Annotated in this window: 20 protein-coding genes and 1 pseudogene; 14 read left to right on the top strand and 7 right to left on the bottom strand. The window is 70.1% G+C overall.

Annotated features, from left to right (window positions below):
* The 3 genes and pseudogenes from ACFSNB_RS15415 to ACFSNB_RS15425 form a co-directional block, all read left to right on the top strand.
* Positions 1 to 583, top strand: a pseudogene (locus tag ACFSNB_RS15415) (DNA primase); the annotation flags it as partial.
* A 178-nt stretch (positions 584 to 761) separates the two neighbouring features.
* Complete coding sequence (gene rpoD / locus ACFSNB_RS15420) at positions 762 to 2,759, top strand: RNA polymerase sigma factor RpoD (protein WP_377318153.1); 1,998 nt, start codon at positions 762 to 764, stop codon at positions 2,757 to 2,759.
* Positions 2,760 to 3,006: 247 nt separating this feature from the next.
* A complete protein-coding gene (locus ACFSNB_RS15425) occupies positions 3,007 to 4,689 on the top strand; it encodes a methyl-accepting chemotaxis protein (RefSeq protein WP_377318155.1) in 1,683 nt (560 codons plus the stop codon).
* 188 nt (positions 4,690 to 4,877) lie between these two features.
* On the opposite strand, the gene trmB is transcribed toward ACFSNB_RS15425, so the two are convergent.
* The 3 genes from trmB to ACFSNB_RS15440 form a co-directional block, all read right to left on the bottom strand.
* Entirely contained in the window at positions 4,878 to 5,591 is a 714-nt protein-coding gene (gene trmB, locus ACFSNB_RS15430; RefSeq protein WP_377318157.1) for a tRNA (guanosine(46)-N7)-methyltransferase TrmB, read from the bottom strand.
* 7 nt (positions 5,592 to 5,598) lie between these two features.
* Positions 5,599 to 6,765: a methionine adenosyltransferase gene (gene metK, locus ACFSNB_RS15435; protein ID WP_377318159.1), complete on the bottom strand. Its 1,167-nt coding sequence runs from the start codon at positions 6,763 to 6,765 to the stop codon at positions 5,599 to 5,601.
* A gap of 194 nt (positions 6,766 to 6,959) precedes the next feature.
* Entirely contained in the window at positions 6,960 to 8,024 is a 1,065-nt protein-coding gene (locus ACFSNB_RS15440; RefSeq protein WP_377318161.1) for a DUF3426 domain-containing protein, read from the bottom strand.
* 139 nt (positions 8,025 to 8,163) lie between these two features.
* On the opposite strand from ACFSNB_RS15440, the gene hisB reads away from it, so the two are divergent.
* From hisB to ACFSNB_RS15470, 6 genes are all read left to right on the top strand, one after another.
* Entirely contained in the window at positions 8,164 to 8,763 is a 600-nt protein-coding gene (hisB, locus tag ACFSNB_RS15445) for an imidazoleglycerol-phosphate dehydratase HisB (protein WP_377318163.1), read from the top strand.
* Positions 8,760 to 9,410 carry an imidazole glycerol phosphate synthase subunit HisH gene (gene hisH, locus ACFSNB_RS15450; protein ID WP_377318165.1) on the top strand — a complete coding sequence of 217 codons (651 nt, stop codon included), beginning with the start codon at positions 8,760 to 8,762 and terminating at the stop codon, positions 9,408 to 9,410. Before hisB ends, hisH begins: the two co-directional genes overlap by 4 nt.
* Positions 9,411 to 9,413: 3 nt before the next feature.
* Entirely contained in the window at positions 9,414 to 10,145 is a 732-nt protein-coding gene (gene hisA / locus ACFSNB_RS15455; protein ID WP_377318167.1) for a 1-(5-phosphoribosyl)-5-[(5-phosphoribosylamino)methylideneamino]imidazole-4-carboxamide isomerase, read from the top strand.
* On the top strand, positions 10,139 to 10,897 hold the full coding sequence (hisF, locus tag ACFSNB_RS15460; protein WP_377318169.1) for an imidazole glycerol phosphate synthase subunit HisF: 759 nt from the start codon (positions 10,139 to 10,141) through the stop codon (positions 10,895 to 10,897). Before hisA ends, hisF begins: the two co-directional genes overlap by 7 nt.
* Positions 10,898 to 10,966: 69 nt before the next feature.
* Positions 10,967 to 11,299, top strand: coding sequence for a phosphoribosyl-ATP diphosphatase (locus ACFSNB_RS15465; protein ID WP_377318171.1), 333 nt, complete (start codon positions 10,967 to 10,969; stop codon positions 11,297 to 11,299).
* Between the two features lie 40 nt (positions 11,300 to 11,339).
* The gene (locus ACFSNB_RS15470) at positions 11,340 to 11,705 is read left to right on the top strand and encodes a histidine triad nucleotide-binding protein (protein WP_377318173.1); all 366 of its coding nucleotides are present in this window, start codon (positions 11,340 to 11,342) and stop codon (positions 11,703 to 11,705) included.
* A 213-nt stretch (positions 11,706 to 11,918) separates the two neighbouring features.
* On the opposite strand, the gene ACFSNB_RS15475 is transcribed toward ACFSNB_RS15470, so the two are convergent.
* Positions 11,919 to 12,686: an NAD kinase gene (locus tag ACFSNB_RS15475; RefSeq protein WP_377318175.1), complete on the bottom strand. Its 768-nt coding sequence runs from the start codon at positions 12,684 to 12,686 to the stop codon at positions 11,919 to 11,921.
* An 84-nt stretch (positions 12,687 to 12,770) separates the two neighbouring features.
* Between ACFSNB_RS15475 and budA the strand changes: the two genes are divergently transcribed.
* Genes budA through ACFSNB_RS15490 form a run of 3 tightly spaced genes read left to right on the top strand, consistent with a single transcriptional unit; the run spans position 12,771 to position 14,916 of the window.
* Positions 12,771 to 13,538: an acetolactate decarboxylase gene (budA, locus tag ACFSNB_RS15480; protein ID WP_377318177.1), complete on the top strand. Its 768-nt coding sequence runs from the start codon at positions 12,771 to 12,773 to the stop codon at positions 13,536 to 13,538.
* Positions 13,535 to 14,233 (top strand): Crp/Fnr family transcriptional regulator, encoded by a 699-nt coding sequence (locus ACFSNB_RS15485; RefSeq protein ID WP_377318179.1) that lies wholly within the window; start codon positions 13,535 to 13,537, stop codon positions 14,231 to 14,233. The genes budA and ACFSNB_RS15485 overlap by 4 nt, the downstream gene beginning before the upstream one ends.
* Complete coding sequence (locus tag ACFSNB_RS15490) at positions 14,230 to 14,916, top strand: helix-turn-helix domain-containing protein (RefSeq protein WP_377318181.1); 687 nt, start codon at positions 14,230 to 14,232, stop codon at positions 14,914 to 14,916. The genes ACFSNB_RS15485 and ACFSNB_RS15490 overlap by 4 nt, the downstream gene beginning before the upstream one ends.
* 134 nt (positions 14,917 to 15,050) lie before the next feature.
* Here ACFSNB_RS15490 and ACFSNB_RS15495 read toward each other — a convergent pair whose 3' ends face one another.
* On the bottom strand, positions 15,051 to 15,398 hold the full coding sequence (locus ACFSNB_RS15495) for a hypothetical protein (protein ID WP_377318183.1): 348 nt from the start codon (positions 15,396 to 15,398) through the stop codon (positions 15,051 to 15,053).
* A 189-nt stretch (positions 15,399 to 15,587) separates the two neighbouring features.
* Between ACFSNB_RS15495 and purU the strand changes: the two genes are divergently transcribed.
* A complete protein-coding gene (purU, locus tag ACFSNB_RS15500) occupies positions 15,588 to 16,451 on the top strand; it encodes a formyltetrahydrofolate deformylase (protein WP_377318185.1) in 864 nt (287 codons plus the stop codon).
* Between the two features lie 10 nt (positions 16,452 to 16,461).
* On the opposite strand, the gene ACFSNB_RS15505 is transcribed toward purU, so the two are convergent.
* Both ACFSNB_RS15505 and ACFSNB_RS15510 read right to left on the bottom strand, forming a co-directional pair.
* Entirely contained in the window at positions 16,462 to 16,695 is a 234-nt protein-coding gene (locus ACFSNB_RS15505) for a hypothetical protein (RefSeq protein WP_377318187.1), read from the bottom strand.
* Positions 16,696 to 16,817: 122 nt separating this feature from the next.
* Entirely contained in the window at positions 16,818 to 17,837 is a 1,020-nt protein-coding gene (locus ACFSNB_RS15510) for a DNA/RNA non-specific endonuclease (protein WP_377318189.1), read from the bottom strand.
* A gap of 334 nt (positions 17,838 to 18,171) precedes the next feature.
* Here ACFSNB_RS15510 and ACFSNB_RS15515 point away from each other — a divergent pair, with 334 nt between their 5' ends.
* Positions 18,172 to 19,191: an adenosine kinase gene (locus ACFSNB_RS15515; RefSeq protein ID WP_377318191.1), complete on the top strand. Its 1,020-nt coding sequence runs from the start codon at positions 18,172 to 18,174 to the stop codon at positions 19,189 to 19,191.
* Positions 19,192 to 19,203 lie beyond the last annotated feature (12 nt).

Here is a 19,203-nt window from a genome sequence, read left to right on the forward strand (position 1 = left end):
CCGCCCCGGCCGCACCGGCGCGGCCGAGCGGGCGCTGGCGAGCCAGGACGGCCGGCTGGTCGGGGTCGGCCGCCCGCCCGGGCCGCGCCCGGCGGCGGAGATGCAGGAACGGGTGCTGCTCGGGCTGCTGCTGACCAATCCCGGCCTGTATGAGCAGGTGCAGGAGGCGCTCGGTCTCTGCGCCTTTTCGCAGGAGTCGCTTGACAAACTTCGACGTGGGATTCTAAAGCACCTCGGAACTGGGCGAGGGCTTGACGCGGAGCAGCTTTCCGCCCATCTACGGGCGGATGGATTCTGTTCGGTGCTGGAGTCCCTTCTCGATGCCAGCGAAAGGCGCATGCTTGGAGTCCGCGGCTATGACAGCGCCGAGGACGCGAAGGCTCTCTGGGACGATGTCTACCATCGCTACACCCATCGGAACCTGCAGGCGGACGTGGACGAAGCCAGCGCCCGGCTGATCGAGGAATCGTCGCCGGCGTCGTGGGCCCGCTATCAGGCGGTCAAGCGACAGGAATGGACGGCAACGGCCGGCGAGGACGAAGCGGGCCCGCCGCCCCCGTCCCGAGACGGCGGGCGCGGCTAGGGCGCCGGACGGCAAGGCGCCCCGGATCGCGGCGCGGGTTTAACGGGGCCGGCGGGTCCCAGACACACGCCCCCATCGCCGATGGGGGCGACCGACAGGGCCGGACGGGCAGGACGCCCGGCCGGACCGGCGCCGTTCGGGGGGGACGGGGCCAGGGTCTTCAGGAGTGAAGGGTTTCATGGCGACCAAAGCGACGAACACCGCGGAAGTGTCGGAAAACCAGGACGAGTCGATGGACGGGCCGCTGCTCGACACCCTGGGGGTTGCCGTCAAGAAGATGGTGGCGCGCGGCAAGGAACGCGGCTACGTCACCTATGACGAACTGAACGCGGCGATGCCGCCCGACGAAGTGTCCTCCGAGCAGATCGAGGACACCATGGCGATGCTGTCCGAACTCGGCATCAACGTGGTCGAGAGCGAGGACGGCGAGGAAGCCCAGCCCGAGGGCGAGGAAGAAGCCACCGACAGCGAGGGCTATTCCGGCGCCGGCAACGTCGACGAAGAGGATCTTGGCCGCACCGACGACCCGGTGCGGATGTATCTGCGCGAGATGGGCTCGGTCGAACTGCTGTCGCGCGAGGGCGAAATCGCCATCGCCAAGCGGATCGAGGCCGGCCGCGACATGATGATCGGCGGCATCTGCGAAAGCCCGCTGACCATCCGCGCCGTGGTCGAATGGCACGACGCCCTGATCGAGGGCAAGATGCTGCTGCGCGACATCATCGATCTCGACGCCACCTACGGCGCCGGCCCCGGCGGCGACCTGTCCGAGGAGGAGCTGGAGCGCGGCCCCGAGGAGGAACCCGCCCCCGGCGAGGCCGCCGGCGAAGGCGAGGCCGAGGCCGAGGGAGAGGAGCGCGAGGGCGAGGGCGAAGGCGACATGCCCGACGGCGATGACGCCGAGGACAGCGCGATCTCGCTCGCCGCGATGGAAATCCAGCTGCTGCCCCAGGTGCTGGAAACCTTCCAGGGGATCGCCACCACCCACCAGAAGCTCGAAAAGGTCCAGGAACAGCGCCTCGCCGCCCTGTCGAAGGGCGAGGCGGTGCCCCCGGCGGTCGAGAAGAAGTACGACAAGCTGAAGACCGAGCTGGTCCGGCTGATGCAGGGCATCCACCTCAACAACGCCCGCATCGAGTTCCTGGTCGAGCAGCTCAACGGCCTCAACCGCCGGCTGATGACCCAGGAAGGCCGCCTGCTGCGTCTGGCCGAATCCTGCCGGATCAAGCGGCCCGATTTCCTCGACGCCTATTACGGCTCGGAACTGGCCCCCAACTGGATCGAGCAGGTCGCCGGCCGCAGCAAGCAGTGGAAGGATTTCGCCAGCCGCCACGCCCACGAAATCACCGATATCCGCGCCACCATCTCCCGCATCTCGGCCGAATCCGGCCTGCCGATCACCGAATACCGCCGCATCGTCCAGACGGTGCAGAAGGGCGAGCGCGAGGCCAGCAAGGCCAAGAAGGAAATGATCGAGGCCAACCTGCGCCTCGTCATCTCGATCGCCAAGAAATACACCAACCGTGGCCTGCAATTCCTCGACCTGATCCAGGAAGGCAATATCGGCCTGATGAAGGCGGTCGATAAGTTCGAATACCGCCGCGGCTACAAATTCTCGACCTATGCCACGTGGTGGATCCGGCAGGCGATCACCCGCTCGATCGCCGATCAGGCCCGCACCATCCGCATCCCGGTCCACATGATCGAGACCATCAACAAGCTGGTCCGCACCTCGCGCCAGATGCTGCACGAGATCGGCCGCGAGCCGACCCCGGAAGAGCTGGCCGAAAAGCTCAGCATGCCGCTCGAGAAGGTGCGCAAGGTCCTCAAGATCGCCAAGGAGCCGATCTCGCTCGAAACCCCGATCGGCGACGAGGAGGATTCCCACCTCGGCGACTTCATCGAGGACAAGAACGCGGTGCTGCCGCTCGACGCGGCGATCCAGGCCAATCTGCGCGAGACCACCACCCGCGTCCTCGCCAGCCTGACCCCGCGCGAGGAGCGCGTGCTCAGGATGCGCTTCGGCATCGGCATGAACACCGACCACACCCTCGAAGAGGTCGGCCAGCAATTCAGCGTCACCCGCGAACGCATCCGTCAGATCGAAGCCAAGGCGCTGCGCAAGCTCAAGCATCCGTCGCGCTCGCGCAAGCTCAGAAGCTTCCTCGACACCTAGCCGGTTCCGCCGGGGCGCGCCAACCGGCGCGCTCCGTGCGCCCTGTTACGCGGGCTCTGCCCGCGACCCGCCGGGGCGATGCCCCGGACCCCCTTCTTTTTCATCGACAGTCACCCCCCGGCCTGCCGGGAGGGGTGTTTCCCCTATTGCAATCGAACTGGGCAGGGACCAGCTATGCCGTTGGCATGAGCAGGTGCGGCGACGCGGCGTTTGACGGCTCGCGACGGCCGCGCGGAGGGGAGCGCGCATGATCGCCAAGGTGTCGCTGTCGGGAAAATTGCTGTCGATCATCGCCCTGCTGATCGCGGCGATGGTGCTGCTGTCGCTGCTGGCGGCGCTGCAACTGCGCGCCACCATGATCACCGACCGCGAGGTCAAACTGCGCAATCTGGTCGAGGCCGCCGACGGCACCCTCCGTTCCTTTGCCGAACGGGCCAGCCGGGGCGAGATCGACACCGCCCAGGCCCAGGCCCAGGCGTTGCAGGCGATCCGTCTCGCCCGCTACGGCGACGACGAATACTACTTCATCTACAGCAAGGATGGGCAGGTGCTGCTCAATCCGGCCCATCCCGAACGCGAGGGCCGCACCGCGCGCGAAAGCCGCGACGCCAACGGCTTCGCCTTCGTCACGGCGATCCTCGACGCCGCCGCGCAGGGCGGCGGGTTCGTCCGCTACATGTTTCCCCAGCCCGGCCAGACCACGCCGTCGCCCAAGCTGGCCTATGGCCACACCAGCCAGGCCTGGGGCTGGGTGCTGGCCACCGGGATCTATATCGATGACGTCGATGCGGAATTCGAGGCCGCCCTGCTGCGGTTGGCCGGGGTGTTCCTGCTGGTGACCCTGGTCGCGGCCGGGCTCGGGGTGGCGCTGTCGCGCAACATCGGCGGCGGCATCGGCCGGCTGGTCGGGGTCACCCGCCGCCTTGCCGCCGGCGATTACCATGTCGCCGTGCCGGAAACCGGCCGGGGCGACGAGATCGGCCGCCTGGCCGAGGCGATCGAGGTGCTGCGCGACGCGGCGCTCGAGGCGGAAACGCTGCGCACCCGCCAGGACGCGGTCAAGCACGAGGCCGAGGCCCACCGCAAGGCCGAACTGCTGCGGGTCGCCGACGGGTTCGAGGGCAGCGTCAAGCGGGTGGCGGAAACCATCACCCATGCCTCGGGCGAACTGGAAAGCGCGGCGGCGCGGGTGTCGTCCTCGATCGACACCGCCTCGCATCAGGCCACCCGGGTCGCCGACGCCGCCGAGCAGGCCTCGGCCAACGTCCAGACCGTCGCCGCCGCCGCCGAGGAACTGTCGGCCTCAATCGCCGAGATCAGTCGGCAGGTGTCGCAATCGGCCCAGATCTCGACCGAGGCCGCCGCCGATGCCGAAAAGACCAACCAGCTGGTCGAGGGGCTGGCCGCCACCGCCGCGCGGATCGGCGAGGTGGTCGGGCTGATCACCGACATCGCGGCACAGACCAACCTGCTGGCCTTGAACGCCACCATCGAGGCGGCGCGGGCCGGCGACGCCGGCAAGGGCTTCGCCGTGGTGGCGGGCGAGGTCAAGCACCTCGCCACCCAGACCGCGCGGGCCACCGACGAGATTTCGACCCAGATCGGCGCGGTCCAGGCCGCGACCGGGCAGGCGGTGGACGCGATCCGCGCCATCGTCGCCACCATCCTGCGCATCAAATCGATCGGCGACGACATCGCCAACGCGGTGGGCGATCAGGGCGCCGCCACCCGCGAGATCGCCCGCAGCGTCCAGCAGGCCGCCGCCGGCACCGCCGGGGTGACCCAGTCGCTCGGCCAGCTCACCGCCGCCACCGCCGAGGCCGGCGGCTCGGCCGGCTGCATGCTGAGCGCCACCCAGGCGCTGGCCGCCGAGGCCCGCACCCTGCGCGGCGAGGTCGAGAACTTCCTGGCCGGAATCCGTCAGGCCTGACGGGGCTCAGGCTGATGTGGGCTCCGCCCACCCCCGCCAAGGGCCGCAAGGCCCTTGGATCCCATGGGTGGTCGGGCGCGGACCGGTCTTTCCGCTTGGGCGCTGGCGTTTGCCGCGCGAAGGACACGGCAAGGGTTCCAAGGGCCTTCGGCCCTTGGCGGGTGCGGGCAGAGCCCGCGAATGGCGCCTCAGCCGCGCGGGCGGCGGGCGTAGCGGAAGAAGGTCGGCTGGCGCCCGGCCAGACATTTGATCTCGTAGCGGGTCGCCGGCCAGTCGGGCGGCAGCGCGGCCCGCTCGGTGGTGACCTGAAGCTTGACGAAGGCGGGATGCTCGTCGAGCCGTTCGGCCGCCCAGGCGACGTAGATCGGGTCATCGCTGGCAACCCGTAATTCGCCGCCATCGCGCAGCAGGCGGGCGAGCTGGTCGAGATTGTCGGGATTGACGAAGCGGCGCTCGGCGTGGCGGGCCTTCGGCCACGGATCGGGGAACAGCACGAACGCCCGCTCCAGGCTGGCCTCGGGCAAAGCCGGCAGCAGCAGGCGGACATCCTCGGGGAACAGGCGGACATTGGCGAGGGCGCGCCGCTCGACATGGCCGAGCAGGCTGGCGATGCCGTTGCGGAACACCTCGCTGCCGATCATCCCGATGTCGGGGTGCAGCGCGGCCAGTTCGGCCAGATGCTCGCCGCCGCCGAAGCCGACCTCGAGCCAGACGGCGCGGACCGGTTCGGGAAACAGGGCAACGGGATCAAGCCGCTGCCCCGGCGTGGGGATGGCGATCGCCAGCCGGGGCAGCAGGGACTCGATCAGACCAAGGGCGGTGCGCCGCAGCGGCTTGCCGCTGCGGCGTCCGAAGAAACGCGGCCGGGTCGCAGCCCCCGGCTCGGAACCGCCCTGGTCCATCGCCGGATCAGAACGCGCGCTTCAGCGCGTCGACCAGATCGGTGCGCTCCCACGAGAAACCGCCATCGGCGTCGGGGGTGCGGCCGAAATGGCCATAGGCGGCGGTGCGGGCGTAGATCGGCTTGTTGAGGCCGAGATGGGTGCGGATCCCGCGCGGGCTGAGATCGACCAGCTGCTGGAGCACCTCGGACAGCTTGTCCTCATCGACCTGATTGGTGCCGAAGGTGTCGACATAGACCGACAGCGGCTTCGACACGCCGATGGCGTAGGACAGCTGGATCACGCACTTGCTGGCCAGACCGGAGGCGACCACGTTCTTGGCGAGGTAGCGGGCGGCATAGGCGGCCGAACGGTCAACCTTGGTCGGATCCTTGCCCGAGAACGCCCCACCGCCGTGCGGCGCGGCGCCGCCGTAGGTGTCGACGATGATCTTGCGCCCGGTCAGGCCGGTGTCGCCGTCGGGGCCGCCGATGACGAAACGGCCGGTCGGGTTGACGTAGAAATGCTCCTCGTCGGGGAACCAGCCCTCGGGCAGGACCTTGAGGACGTGGGCGCGGACCAGCTCACGCAGCTCTTCCTGGCTGGCGCGCTCGGCATGCTGGGTCGAGACCACCACCGAGGCGGCGCGCACCGGACGGCCGTCGCGATATTCCAGGGTGACCTGGCTCTTGGCGTCGGGCTCGAGCAGCGAGGCCGCGCCGGAATGGCGGGCGGCGGCGAGGCTCTTCAGTATTTCGTGCGAATAATAGATCGGCGCCGGCATCAGGGTCTCGGTCTCGTCGACCGCATAACCGAACATGATGCCCTGGTCGCCCGCGCCCTCGTCCTTGTTGCCGGCGGCGTCGACGCCGACGGCGATGTCGGCCGACTGGGCATGGACGTGGTACTGCACCTCGGCGTTCTTCCAGTGGAAGCCGTCCTGCTCGTAGCCGATGTCCTTGATCGCGGCGCGGGCCGCCTCGATCAGCTGGTCCTTGGTGACCGAAGCCGGGCCACGCACCTCACCGGCGAGAACCACCAGATTGGTGGTGCACAGGGTCTCGACCGCGACACGCGCCTGCGGCTCGGCCGCCAGGAAGGCGTCGACCACGGTATCGGAAATCCGGTCGGCAACCTTGTCGGGGTGCCCTTCGGACACCGATTCGCTGGTGAACAGGAAATTCTTTTTGGACACAGGCAAGCCCTCCTCGATCCTACCCACAAGGGACCAGGGGCATCAGACGCTGGGAAACGTCGCCATCGCGATGCACCCACTTAGCCGTTTTGACGTGGCGGCAAGCGGTCAAATCTCCACGGGGGCGGATCACCCACCCCGGGGGGTTCTTCTGACAGGGCTCAACCGGCCCGTCAAGGGCCTTGCCCGGAAGGTCAGGGAGCGGGGCGGGCCGGGGTCGGCGCCTGGACCGGGGCCGGAGCCGGAGCCGGGGCCGGCGGGGCCTCGCCCGCCGGAGCGGACGGGGCGGCCGGAACGGACGGGCTGTCGCCCTCGGGCGCCGGGGCCGCCGGCGCCTCGGCCGGGGCCGGACGGGCGGGCGCGCGGTCGAGCGGCCGCGCCACCGGGGCATTGGCGGCGTCCTGATCGGAGAACACCACCACCACCTCGACCGCGTTGGGGTCGGGGCGGTCGCGCAGGATGCAGAACGGGACCGAGCCCTGGGGATGGGGCGCCAGCATCGACACCGGCGGCCGGGCCAGTTCCTCCTGCACCGGCTGCCCGGCCTTGTCGAGCAGCACCAGCTTCATCGTCGGCACCGGGCGCAGGCGGTCGCTGACATTGACGATCAGGCCGCACACCCGCAGCACCTCGGTGTCGTTGCGGACGAAGCGTTCGGGGCTGCCGGCCTTGCGCAGTTCGAGCCCGGCGCCGAGCTGTTCGTGGCGCAGCCCGACCGAGGTCAGCAGGGTGCCGGCCTCCGGCACCGCCTCGACCAGCGGATCCTGGAAATAATAGGCCGCCCCGCCGAGGCCGCCCAGCACCAGCAGGGCCAGCAGCGCCCACAAAGCGGCGATGCCGCCGCGATGGCGCGGCTCGTCGGCCGGGGGGGCGAACAGATCCGGCACCGGCCGGGTGCCGAGTTCCATCAGCCCGGCCGGCGGCTCTTCCAGCTCGGCCTGGGGCGCCGCCCGGCCGAAGGTCGGCTCGGGGGCGAAATCGAGATCGGGCCGCCGCCCGCCCGCCGGCACCGGATCGGGGGTAAGGTCGAAGGTCGGCAGCGGCTCGGCCTCCGGTTCCGGCGCGGGGGCCGGTTCCGGCCCAGGCGCCACCGCGGCAAGGTCGAACGCGTCGCCGAGCGGCTCGTCCTCCTCCAGCCGGAGCGGGGACTGGAACCACAGGTGACCGCATTTGGCGCATTTGAGCTTGCGCCCATCGCGGCCGAGCGCGGTATCGGGGACCGAGAAATTGGTTCCGCAATTCGGGCAGGTGGTCAGCATGTAGATGAGAACCGCGCAAAGGAACGCCTTGAGACTTATAGGCCGGCGGCGGCGGCAACACAAGCAAAGGCCGCCGGAGCGGCGCTTGAGGCCGCGCGGCAGACCTGCTAAACCGGGACCCTTGTGACAGGAGGCATGCATGCGCCAGGGCAGGATCGAGCGCACCACCACCGAGACGGCGGTCACCGTCTCGGTCGAACTGGACGGCGGCGGCCGCTATCAGGTGGCGACGGGAATCGGCTTCCTCGACCACATGCTGGAGCAGTTGTCGCGCCATTCGCTGATCGATCTGGTGGTCGAGGCGCGCGGCGATCTGCACATCGACGCCCACCACACCACCGAGGATGTCGGCATCGCGCTCGGGCAGGCGGTGGCCCGCGCGCTCGGCGACCGCAAGGGCATCCGCCGCTATGGCGAGGCGCTGGTGCCGATGGACGAGACCCTGACCCGGGTCGCGCTCGACCTGTCGAACCGGCCCTATCTGGTGTGGAAGGTGGCGTTCCGCCACGACCGCCTCGGCACGATGGACACCGAGCTGCTGCGCGAATGGTTCCAGGCCTTCGCCCAGGCCGCCGGCATCACCCTGCATGTCGAATGCTTCTACGGCGAGAACGACCACCACATCGCCGAAAGCTGTTTCAAGGCGCTGGCCCGCGCCCTGCGCGCCGCGGTCGAGATCGATCCGCGCAAGGCCGACGCCGTCCCCTCGACCAAGGGCACGCTGGGAGGCAGCCTGTGACCACGCGCGTCGCCATCGTCGATTACGGTTCCGGCAATCTGCGCTCCGCCGCCAAGGCGTTCGAGCGGGTGGTGGGCGAGCGCGGGCTGGGCTATGAGGTGCTGGTCACCGCCCATGCCGAGCAGGTCGCCGCCGCCGACCGCATCGTCCTGCCCGGGGTCGGCGCCTTCGCCGATTGCAAGGCCGGGCTCGCCGCCCTGCCCGGAATGATCGAGGCGCTGGAGCAGGCGGTGCTGCGCCAGGGCCGCCCCTTCCTCGGCATCTGCGTCGGCATGCAACTGATGGCGACCACCGGGCACGAGCACGGCGCCCACCAGGGGCTGGGCTGGATCGCCGGCGAGGTGGTGCCGCTCGACGTCGCCGCCGCCGGGCTCAAGGTGCCGCACATGGGCTGGAACGAGCTGGCGCCCGACCGACCCGACCACCCGCTGCTGGCCGGGCTGCCGGCCGGGGCCCATGCCTATTTCGTCCATTCCTATCATTTCCGTTGCGCCGATCCGGCCCACCGCCTCGCCCATGTCGAATATGGCGGCGCGGTCACCGCCCTGATCGGCCGCGACAATCTCGCCGGCACCCAGTTCCATCCGGAGAAATCCCAGGCGACCGGGCTCAAGCTGATCGAGAACTTCCTGACCTGGAGGCCGTGAGCGATGTTCCTTTATCCCGCCATCGACCTCAAGGACGGCGCCTGCGTCCGGCTGCGCCTCGGCCTGATGGAGGACGCCACGGTGTTCAACACCGATCCGGCCGCCCAGGCCCGCGCCTTCGCCGCCGCCGGGGCCGACTGGATCCATGTGGTCGATCTCAACGGCGCCTTCGCCGGCAAGCCGGTCAATGCCGCCGCGGTCGAGGCGATCCTCGCCGCCGTCACCGTGCCGGTCCAGCTGGGCGGCGGCATCCGCGACCTCGCCACCATCGAGGGCTGGCTCGGGCGCGGGGTGCGCCGGGTCATCCTCGGCACCGTGGCGCTGAAGGCGCCCGAGCTGGTGCGCGAGGCCTGTCGGCTGTTCCCCGGCCGGATCGCGGTCGGCATCGACGCCAAGGGCGGCAAGGTGGCGGTCGAGGGTTGGGCCGAGACCAGCGACCTCGCCGTGCTCGACCTCGCCCGCCGCTTCGAGGATGCCGGGGTCGCCGCGCTGATCTACACCGACATCGACCGCGACGGGGTGCTGGCCGGCCCCAACGTCGCCGCCACCCGCGCCCTGGCCGAGGCGATCGGCATCCCGGTGATCGCCTCGGGCGGGGTGTCGTCGCTCGACGATCTGCGCGCGCTGCGGCAGATTCCCCGCCTTGACGGGGTGATCTCGGGCCGGGCGCTGTATGACGGGCGGATCGACCTCGCCGCCGCGGTCGCCCTGCTCAAGGATGGCGCGCCATGCTGAAGATGCGGATCATCCCCTGTCTCGACGTCAAGGACGGGCGGGTGGTCAAGGGAGTCAATTTCGTCGATCTGATCGATGCCGGCGATCCGGTCGAGCAGGCGCGGCTGTATGACCGCGCCGGGGCCGACGAGCTGACCTTCCTCGACATCACCGCCAGTTCCGACAACCGCGACACCATCTACGACGTGGTGCGCCGCACCGCCGAGCAGTGCTTCATGCCGCTGACCGTCGGCGGCGGGGTGCGCCGCAACGAGGACATCCGCAAGCTGCTGCTGGCCGGGGCCGACAAGGTGTCGATCAACACCGCCGCCGTCCACCGCCCCGAATTCGTCCAGGAAGCGGCCGAGAAGTTCGGCAGCCAGTGCATCGTCGTCGCGATCGACGCCAAGCAGGTGGCCCCCGGCCGGTTCGAGATCTTCACCCATGGCGGCCGCACCCCCACCGGGATCGACGCGGTGGCCTGGGCCCGGCGGATGGTCGAATACGGTGCCGGCGAGATCCTGCTGACCTCGATGGACCGCGACGGCACCCGCGCCGGCTTCGACCTCGCCTTGACCCGGGCGATCGCCGACGCGGTGACGGTGCCGGTGATCGCCTCGGGCGGGGTCGGCACCCTCGACCATCTGGTCGAGGGGATCCGCGACGGCCACGCCACCGCGGTGCTGGCCGCCTCGATCTTCCATTTCGGGATCTTCTCGATCGCCGAGGCCAAGGCCCACCTCGCCGCCGCCGGGATCCCGGTGCGACGGTGACCCCGCCGCCGCGCAACGGCGCGGCGCCGGTCCCGTCGGCTTTCCATCTTCAATCGAAAGGGGCGCGTCATGGCCCAGGGCAGTGAAATTCTCGAAGATCTCTACAAGACCATCGTCAGCCGGCGCGGCGGCGATCCGGACAAGTCCTACACCGCCAAGCTGTTCGCCCGGGGCCGGGGCAAGATCGCCCAGAAATTCGGCGAGGAATCGGTCGAGACCGTGATCGCCGCCCTGTCCGAGGGCCGCGAGGAACTGACGGCGGAAAGCGCCGACATGCTGTATCATTTGCTGGTGCTGTGGGCCGATTGCGGCGTCGAGCCCGCCAAGGTGTGGGCCGAGCTCGAACGCCGTCTCGGCGTCTCCGGCATCGACGAGAAGAAGTCGCGCGCCAAGAAGGGCTGACCGCCCGGCGCCCGACGGCGAACGGAAAGGGAGGGGTGGAATGGGATACGATGACAACAACGTGTTCGCCCGCATCCTGCGCGGCGAGATTCCCTGCCGCAAGGTCCATGAGGACGAGCACACCCTCGCCTTCCACGACATCAATCCGCAGGCGCCGGTCCATATCCTGGTGATTCCGAAGGGACGCTACGTCTCGATCGTCGATTTCACCGCCAACGCCTCGGAAGCCGAGATCGCCGCTTTGTTCCGCGCCGTGACCAAGGTGGCCGAAATCGCCGGAGTCACCACCGAGGGCTGGCGCCTGCTCGCCAACATCGGCATCAATGGCGGGCAGGAGGTGCCCCACCTCCACATCCATGTCTTCGGCGGCCGCAAGCTCGGCCCGATGCTGACCAAGCCGGCCTGAGACCCTCTTTTGGTGATGTGGGCTCCGCCCACCCCCGCCAAGGGCCGCAAGGCCCTTGGAACCCCTTGATGGTCGGGCACGGAAAGGCCGGTCAGCTTGGGCGCGGGCGTTTGCCGCGCGAAGGGCAAGGAAAGGGATCCAAGGGCCTTTGGCCCTTGGCGGGGGCGGGCAGAGCCCGCGAATTCTTGGGGGCATCGCCCCCCAGGGCGCGGGTCAGGGCATGAATTGCTCGGCGATAATCCGTTCCTCGAGATTGTGCTCGGGGTCGAACAGCAGTTCGAGGCCGGTATCGCGGTCCTGATGGACCTCGACATCGACCACGTCGCGCACCTCGGTGAAATCGGCCACCGCGCTGACCGGCCGCTTGTCGGCCTCCAGGATCTCGAAGCGGACATGGGCCGCCTGCGGCAGCAGGGCGCCGCGCCAGCGGCGCGGGCGGAAGGCGGAGATCGGGGTCAGGGCGTTGATTCCCGCCCCCAGCGGCAGGATCGGCCCGTGCGCCGACAGATTGTAGGCGGTGCTGCCGGCCGGGGTCGAGATCAGGATCCCGTCGCAGATCAGTTCGTCGAGCCGGACCTTGCCATCGACCCGGATCCGCAGCTTGGCCGCCTGCCGGCTCTGGCGCAGCAGCGACACCTCGTTGATCGCCAGCGCGTCGCTGTGGCTGCCGTCGGCGCTGCGGGCGCGCATCCGCAGCGGGTGCAGCACCACCGACTGGGCGCGGTCGAGCCGGGCCGGCAGGTCGGCGGTGCGGTAGCCGTTCATCAGGAAGCCGACGCTGCCACGATTCATCCCGTAGATCGGCACCCGGCAGTCGCGGTAGCGGTGCAGCGTTTCCAGCATGAAACCGTCGCCGCCGAGGGCGACGATCACCGCCGCCCGTTCGGGGGGAACATGGCGGTAGAGCTGGCACAGCCGGGCCAGCGCGGTCTGGGCGATTTCGGTGTCGGCCGCGACGAAGGCGATCGAGGAAAAGCTCATCGGCGGTTTCTGGCTCCCACGATGACGACAGTATAGACTTGCCCCAGCGGGGGCCGCCACGCCCCAGGGGGAGGAGAAAACACCATGCGCCGTTTTCTTGCCGCTGTCCTGATCGTCGGGATGACAAGTGTCACCCCGGCCGGGGCGGCCGATCTTTATCAGGTTTCCATCCTCGATGCGCTGCTGCACGGGGTTTATGACGGCGAAATCAGCCTGGGCGAGCTGGGCCGCCAGGGCGATCTCGGCCTCGGCACCATCAACGGGCTCGACGGCGAAATGGTGGCGGTGGACGGGAAATTCTACCGCGTCGGCACCGACGGCCGCGCCGCGCCGCTGCCGCCCGAGACCCGCACCCCGTTCGCGATGATCACCCCCTTCACCCCGACCCTGTCCGCCCCGGTGCCGGAAGGACTCGACCTCGCCGGGCTCGATGCCTGGCTGGCCCGGACCCTGCCGCCGGCCAACCATGTCCAGGCGGTGCGGATCGACGGCCGCTTCGCCGCGCTCAAGCTGCGCTCGGTGCCGCGCCAGACCCCGCCCTACCCACCGCTGACCGCCGCGCTGGCCCATCAGGCGATCTTCGAGCATCGGGAGATGGACGGCACCCTGCTCGGCTTCCGCTTCCCGGCCTATGCCCAGGGGATCAACGCCACCGGCACCCATTTCCACTTCCTCGACGCCGAGCGCGGCCAGGGCGGCCACGTCCTCGGGCTGGTCACCGGTGCCGGGGCGCGGGCGCAGATCGCGGTGATCGACCGGCTGGTGGTCACCCTGCCGGGCGATGCCGCCTTCGCCGCCGCCCCGCTCGGCCAGGAGCGCCAGGGCGGCGCCAACGCCGTCGAAGGGCAATGACCCCGCCGCTGCGTCCCGACCTGCTGCGGCGGGTGCGGGCGGTGCCGCCGTTCGCCGATCTGGCGGTGGAGGATCTCGCCGCCCTGCTCGACGGCGCCGCCCCGCTGCGCCTGCCACACCGCGCCATCCTGTTCCGGCCCGGTCAGGCGGCCGAGCTGCTGTATGTCGTGCTCGACGGCCATGTCGAACTGGCCCGCCACAGCGGCGGCCGCCGCTCGGTGATCGAGGTGGCCGGCCGCGACAGCCTGATCGGCGACGAGGCGGTGTTCGGCGCCGGCCATCACGACACCGGGGCGCGGGTGCTGGCCGGGGCGGCGCTGCTGGCGATTCCCGCCGCGCCGTTCCGCGCCCGCCTCGCCTCGCGCCCCGACCTGCTGCGCCAGTTGCTGGCGACGATGTCGCTGCGGCTGCGGGCGATGCTGCGCCAGATCGCCGACCTCAAGCTGAAAAGCACGGCGCAGCGGCTGGGCGGCTTCCTGCTGACCCTGACCCGGGCCGAGGAGGGGCCGGCCCGGCTGCGCTTCCCCTACGACAAGCGGGCGGTGGCCGAGCAATTGGGGATGCAGCCGGAAAGCCTGTCGCGCGCCCTGACCCGGCTGGCCGCGATCGGGGTGGGGGTCGAGGCCGATGGCGGCCTGCTGGTGGCCGACATCGCCGCGCTGCGCGCCTTCTGCGCCGAGGAGGACGAACCGTGATCGCCGCCGCCGATGCCGCCCTGTGCGCCACCGCCCCGCTGTTCGCCGGGCTGGCGCCCGACGCCTTCGCCCTGCTGCTCGACGGCGCCCGGGTCGAGGATTATCCCGCCGCCGGCCCGCTGTTCGCCGCCGGCGACCCGGCCGACCGCTTCTTCGTGGTGCTGGCCGGGCGGGTGACGCTGTTCGTGCTGACCGAGGGCGGCGAGCAATCGGTGATCGAGTGGTTCGACCCGGTCTGCACCTTCGCCGAGGCGGCGATCCTGTCATCGGGCCGCTTTCCGCTGCATTGCGCGGTGGCGGCCGGCACCCGGCTGGTCCACATCCCGGCGGCGCCGCTGCTGCGCCGGCTGGAACAGCGGCCCGACCTCGCCTTCACCCTGCTGTCGGGGCTGGCGCGCTGGCGCACCCGGCTGGCCGACGAGATCGCCACGCTGAAAAGCCGCTCGCCGGCCCAGCGGCTGGCCGGCTTCCTGCTCGGTCTGGCCCCGGCCGGCGCCGAGGCGGGCCGGGTGCGGCTGCCGCTCAGCAAGACGGTGCTGGCCAGCCGGATCGGCATCGCCCCGGAAAGCCTGTCGCGCGCCCTGGTCCGCCTCCGCCCGCACGGAGTCGAGGCGCGCGGACGCGAGATCGTGCTGTCCGATCCGGCGGCGCTGCGCCGCTTCTGTGCCGAGGAGGAAAGTTAGGCGGGCTGCCGCCCGCACCCGCCTGGAGGCTGGCGCCTCCAGACCTCCCCCTTCTTTTTAAAAAACGAAGGGGGTCCGGGGTATCGCCCCGGCGGGTCGCGGGCGGCGCCCGCGTCACCATGGAACCGAGGAGACTATTCGTCTTCGTCGGTGAGGGCGTCGGCCGGCAGCACGGTGACGCCGGTGCCGTCCTCTTCCTCGATCAGAACGATGTCGCCCTTGATGCGATCGGCTTCGTCAACGAGGTGGTTGAAATAGTGCCACAGATAAGAAACGGCGATCGTCTGATCGATCTCGTCTTCCTCATCAAGCTCGTCTTCGTCCATCGCGGAGATGTCGCGCAGGATTTCCAGCGAATCATCGAACATCTCGGTCAGATCGGGATTGTCCTCAAGAATGTTCTTGATGACGTACTCGTGTTCCGTTTCCTCGAGTTCGTACTTCCACTGGGCGTTGCCCGACTTGTAGTAGACGGTGATCATCGGGCTCCATCCTCGCCACTGTTCGCGGCCGAAAAGTCGGCCGGCCCCCGACCGGAAAACGACTCCAACCTCTTCCGGACCTTGGGCGATTCGAGAAAAAAACGCAAGGGGCCGTTTGCCGGCTTGGCGGGGGCGCGCCCGTCCTATAAGACCATCGGCGGATCGCATGGCGCGCGGAGGTGCTTCGACATGGCCGACAGAAAAGGCTGGGTGCTGACCGTCACCTGCCCCGACACCGTGGGCATCATCTCGACGGTCACCGGTTTCCTCAGCCAGCATGAATGCTTCATCACCGACGCGTCGCAATATGGCGACCCGCTGTCGCGCCGCTTCTTCCTGCGGGTGGTGTTCCTGCCCGGGGCGATGACCCCGCCGATTCCCGAACTGGAAAAGCTGTTCACCATCGTCGCCGCCCGCTTCCAGATGATCTGGCAGATGCACGACGCCAGCCGCAAGGCCAAGGTGGTGATCCTGGTGTCGAAGTTCGGCCACTGCCTCAACGACCTGCTGCACCGCTACCAGTCGGGCTCGCTGCCGATCGAGATTCCGGCGGTGATCTCGAACCACCCCGACATGCAGGGCATCGTCGAGTGGCACGGCATCCCCTACCACTACTTCCCCGCCGACAAGAACGACAAGGCGGCGCAGGAAGCCAAGGTGCTGGAGGTGATCGACCGGGCCGGGGCCGATCTGGTGGTGCTGGCGCGCTACATGCAGATCCTGTCGCACGACATGTGCGTGCGGTTGCAGGGGCGGGCGATCAACATCCACCATTCGTTCCTGCCCAGCTTCAAGGGCGCCAAGCCCTATCACCAGGCCCACGCCCGCGGGGTCAAGATCATCGGCGCCACCGCCCATTACGTCACCGCCGACCTCGACGAGGGGCCGATCATCGAACAGGGGGTGGAACGGGTCGATCACACCCTGACCCCCGAGGATCTGGTGGCGCTCGGCCGCGACATCGAGAACGTGGTGCTGGCCCGGGCGGTGCGATGGCACACCGAACACCGGGTGCTGCTCAACGGTTCGCGCACGGTGGTGTTCCGGGGCTGAGCGCCCCGGCTCAGCCCTGATCCTCGTCCTCGAGCAGGCGCCGGCTGGCCTCGATCGCCTGCCGCCCGGCGGCAAGGCCGCGATCCCGCCGGGCCACCGCCTGCCGCGCCGCCTCGGCCTTGTGCGCCGAGGCCTCGGCCATCCGCGTCGCGGTGGCCGTCATCCGCCCGGTTTCCTCGACGATCCGCCGCGCTTCCGCCAGCGTGCGGCGATAGCCCCGCCGATCCGGCACATCCTCGGCCATGCCCAACGACACCGATAGGGGAAAAGGAAGGCGAAAAACCTACACCCGAACCGCCCCGCGCCACAATAACTTTGGGTTTTAAGAAGCAACAATCACACCAATCGAACCGCTCCATCCCGAGCTCATTCGGGCCCCTCTGCGTCCGGGGCCGGGCGCGGCCCGCAGCGGGTGGGGTAGGCCTCGGGCGCCACCGGCCAGGGCGGGGCGACGCTGGCGGCCTCGAGCGCGGCGCGCGCCGCCGGCGACAGCAGGGGGAAGAAGCGCAGCCCGGTCGTCCGCTCCAATTCCGCCAGCGGCACCGCGAAGCGCGCGAAATCATAGGCCTCCTGCGGGGTGGCGCCGCAGCGATGGTAGGCGGCGTCCTGGGGGAACAGGAAGGCGCGAGCCTCGAGTCCGGCGGCGGTCTCGATCGCCAGGATCTTGAACAGGGCATGCGGCACCGCCAGCGGCACCACCCCGGCCCCGCCGATGGTCTCGACCGGACGGCCGGGCTCGAACAGCGGGCCGGCGATGGTCCACACCCGGCCGAAGCGGTTGGCGGCGGCGGCGGCGTAATTCTCCAGCGCCTGCCATTCGCCCTGATTGAGGCGGGCCTGCTCGGGCACCGCATTGACGAAGACGTGGCTGTTGCAGCCCGCCGCCCAGCCGAGGCGGTCGGCATGAGCGCGGGCGGCGAGATGGCCCCGGTTCCAGCGGGTGGCGACGCCGCGATAGGCCCAATCGAGCCCGGCCCGCTCGATGCCAGGGCGGTCGCGCCACAGGGCGGCGGTCTGCTCCAGCTCGTACCAGCGGCGGGGCCGGCGCGCCCCGGCCGGGGCCAGGGGGTGGCCGTCGGCGTCGCGCAGCGCCCGCATCTCGTAGGCGACCCAGCGCGGCAGGCCCTGATAGGGCGAGGCCGGATCGGCCCGCTCGGGATCGGTGAAGGCGGCGGTGAAGGCGCCGTCGCGGATCGTCACCGTCTCGCCACCCTGGATGGCGAAGCGGTCATGCTCCCAGCCGGGCGGGGGGGTGAGGGCGTAGGGGAAGGACAGGGCGCCGTGCGCGCCGGGACAGGCCGGCGCCGCCCCGGCGGCCCCGGCCAGCATGACCAACAGCAGCACCAGCACCGGCGGCAGCCGGTGCCACGGCGACGACGGCGACACCGGCGCCCTCCTGGCGGCAACGACACGAATCGCGGCGACGCTTTCCCGCTGAGGATGTGTCGCCGCGCAGAGACAATCTTAGGTTATTGTCGCAGAGTTGTGTACACCGCAGGATCGCCGCCGATCGGCTTCAGGCGCTGGGCGGTTAATCGCAAAAAGGTTATCGGGCCGGCGGCGCCGGTGGCGGCGGCGATGGGGCGGCACGGCAGTTTTTCGTTGTTCCGGCGGCGGCGAACGCTATACTGCCCCGGTCTATCCCCGCCCGGGTCGCCGTCACCCCGGCGGCTTGACCGGTTGGCGCCGGTCGACCTCGCGCGAAAGGCCTCTTTTGACCATGGCTGACCCCAACACCCACGTCGCCGGCATCGGCAACGCGATCGTCGATGTGCTCGTTCAGGTCGATGAGCCGCAGCTTGCGGCGCTCGGCTGGACCAAGGGGGTGATGACCCTGATCGACGCCGCCCAGGCCGAGACGATCTACGACCACCTGCCGGCCGGGATCGAATGTTCGGGCGGCTCGGCCGCCAACACCATCGCCGGGCTGGCCGCGCTCGGCGCCCGCGCCGCCTATATCGGCAAGGTGCGCGACGATCAGCTCGGCCAGGTGTTCCGCCACGATATCCGCAGCGCCGGGGTGCGGTTCGACACCCCCGCCGCCGGCGAGGGCCCGGCCACCGCGCGCTGTTTCATTCTGGTCACCCCCGACGCCCAGCGCACGATGCTGACCTATCTCGGCGCCTGCGTCGATCTCGGCCCGGACGATGTCGAGGAGGCGGTGATCGCCGACGCGGCGGTGACCTATCTCGAAGGCTATCTCTACGATCCGCCCAACGCCAAGCGCGCGTTCGAACGCGCCGCCCAGGTCGCCCATCAGGCCGGCCGCCGGGTGGCGCTGTCGCTGTCCGATCCGTTCTGCGTCGATCGCCACCGCGACGGCTTCCTCGAGCTGATCGCCGGCCATGTCGACATCCTGTTCGCCAACGAAGCCGAGCTGTGCTCGCTCTACCGCACCGAGTCGATCGACGAGGCGCTGCGCGCGGTGCGCGGCCACGCCGAGCTGGCGGCGGTGACGCGCGGCGCGCTCGGCTCGGTGGTGGTCACCGCCGAGGCGACCCACGTCGTCGGCGCCGAGACGGTCGAGGCGGTGGTCGACACCACCGGCGCCGGCGACCTCTACGCCGCCGGCTTCCTGTTCGGCTTCACCCACGGCCTTGCCCTGCCGACCTGCGCCCGCCTCGGCGGGATCGCGGCGGGCGAGGTGATTTCGCATGTCGGCGCCCGCCCGGCCCACCCGCTGGCCGATCTGGCCCGCGCCCGGCTGGGCGACGATTTCCTGTCCGCGTGTCGCGGCTAGGTCCAGCCCACC

Source organism: Phaeospirillum tilakii (genome assembly GCF_042683125.1).
Taxonomy (GTDB): domain Bacteria; phylum Pseudomonadota; class Alphaproteobacteria; order Rhodospirillales; family Magnetospirillaceae; genus Phaeospirillum; species Phaeospirillum tilakii.

Bases quoted from the DNA above. Each gene is read 5' to 3' on its own strand.
- ACFSNB_RS15470 (WP_377318173.1), top strand. From the start codon at position 11,340: ATGGGATACGATGACAACAACGTGTTCGCCCGCATCCTGCGCGGCGAG.
- ACFSNB_RS15440 (WP_377318161.1), bottom strand. From the start codon at position 8,024: ATGCTGACCACCTGCCCGAATTGCGGAACCAATTTCTCGGTCCCCGAT.
- ACFSNB_RS15465 (WP_377318171.1), top strand. From the start codon at position 10,967: ATGGCCCAGGGCAGTGAAATTCTCGAAGATCTCTACAAGACCATCGTC.
- ACFSNB_RS15495 (WP_377318183.1), bottom strand. From the start codon at position 15,398: ATGATCACCGTCTACTACAAGTCGGGCAACGCCCAGTGGAAGTACGAA.
- ACFSNB_RS15515 (WP_377318191.1), top strand. From the start codon at position 18,172: ATGGCTGACCCCAACACCCACGTCGCCGGCATCGGCAACGCGATCGTC.
- hisA (WP_377318167.1), top strand. From the start codon at position 9,414: ATGTTCCTTTATCCCGCCATCGACCTCAAGGACGGCGCCTGCGTCCGG.
- purU (WP_377318185.1), top strand. From the start codon at position 15,588: ATGGCCGACAGAAAAGGCTGGGTGCTGACCGTCACCTGCCCCGACACC.
- rpoD (WP_377318153.1), top strand. From the start codon at position 762: ATGGCGACCAAAGCGACGAACACCGCGGAAGTGTCGGAAAACCAGGAC.
- hisB (WP_377318163.1), top strand. From the start codon at position 8,164: ATGCGCCAGGGCAGGATCGAGCGCACCACCACCGAGACGGCGGTCACC.
- ACFSNB_RS15505 (WP_377318187.1), bottom strand. From the start codon at position 16,695: ATGGCCGAGGATGTGCCGGATCGGCGGGGCTATCGCCGCACGCTGGCG.
- ACFSNB_RS15475 (WP_377318175.1), bottom strand. From the start codon at position 12,686: ATGAGCTTTTCCTCGATCGCCTTCGTCGCGGCCGACACCGAAATCGCC.
- hisF (WP_377318169.1), top strand. From the start codon at position 10,139: ATGCTGAAGATGCGGATCATCCCCTGTCTCGACGTCAAGGACGGGCGG.
- ACFSNB_RS15485 (WP_377318179.1), top strand. From the start codon at position 13,535: ATGACCCCGCCGCTGCGTCCCGACCTGCTGCGGCGGGTGCGGGCGGTG.
- ACFSNB_RS15425 (WP_377318155.1), top strand. From the start codon at position 3,007: ATGATCGCCAAGGTGTCGCTGTCGGGAAAATTGCTGTCGATCATCGCC.
- trmB (WP_377318157.1), bottom strand. From the start codon at position 5,591: ATGGACCAGGGCGGTTCCGAGCCGGGGGCTGCGACCCGGCCGCGTTTC.
- budA (WP_377318177.1), top strand. From the start codon at position 12,771: ATGCGCCGTTTTCTTGCCGCTGTCCTGATCGTCGGGATGACAAGTGTC.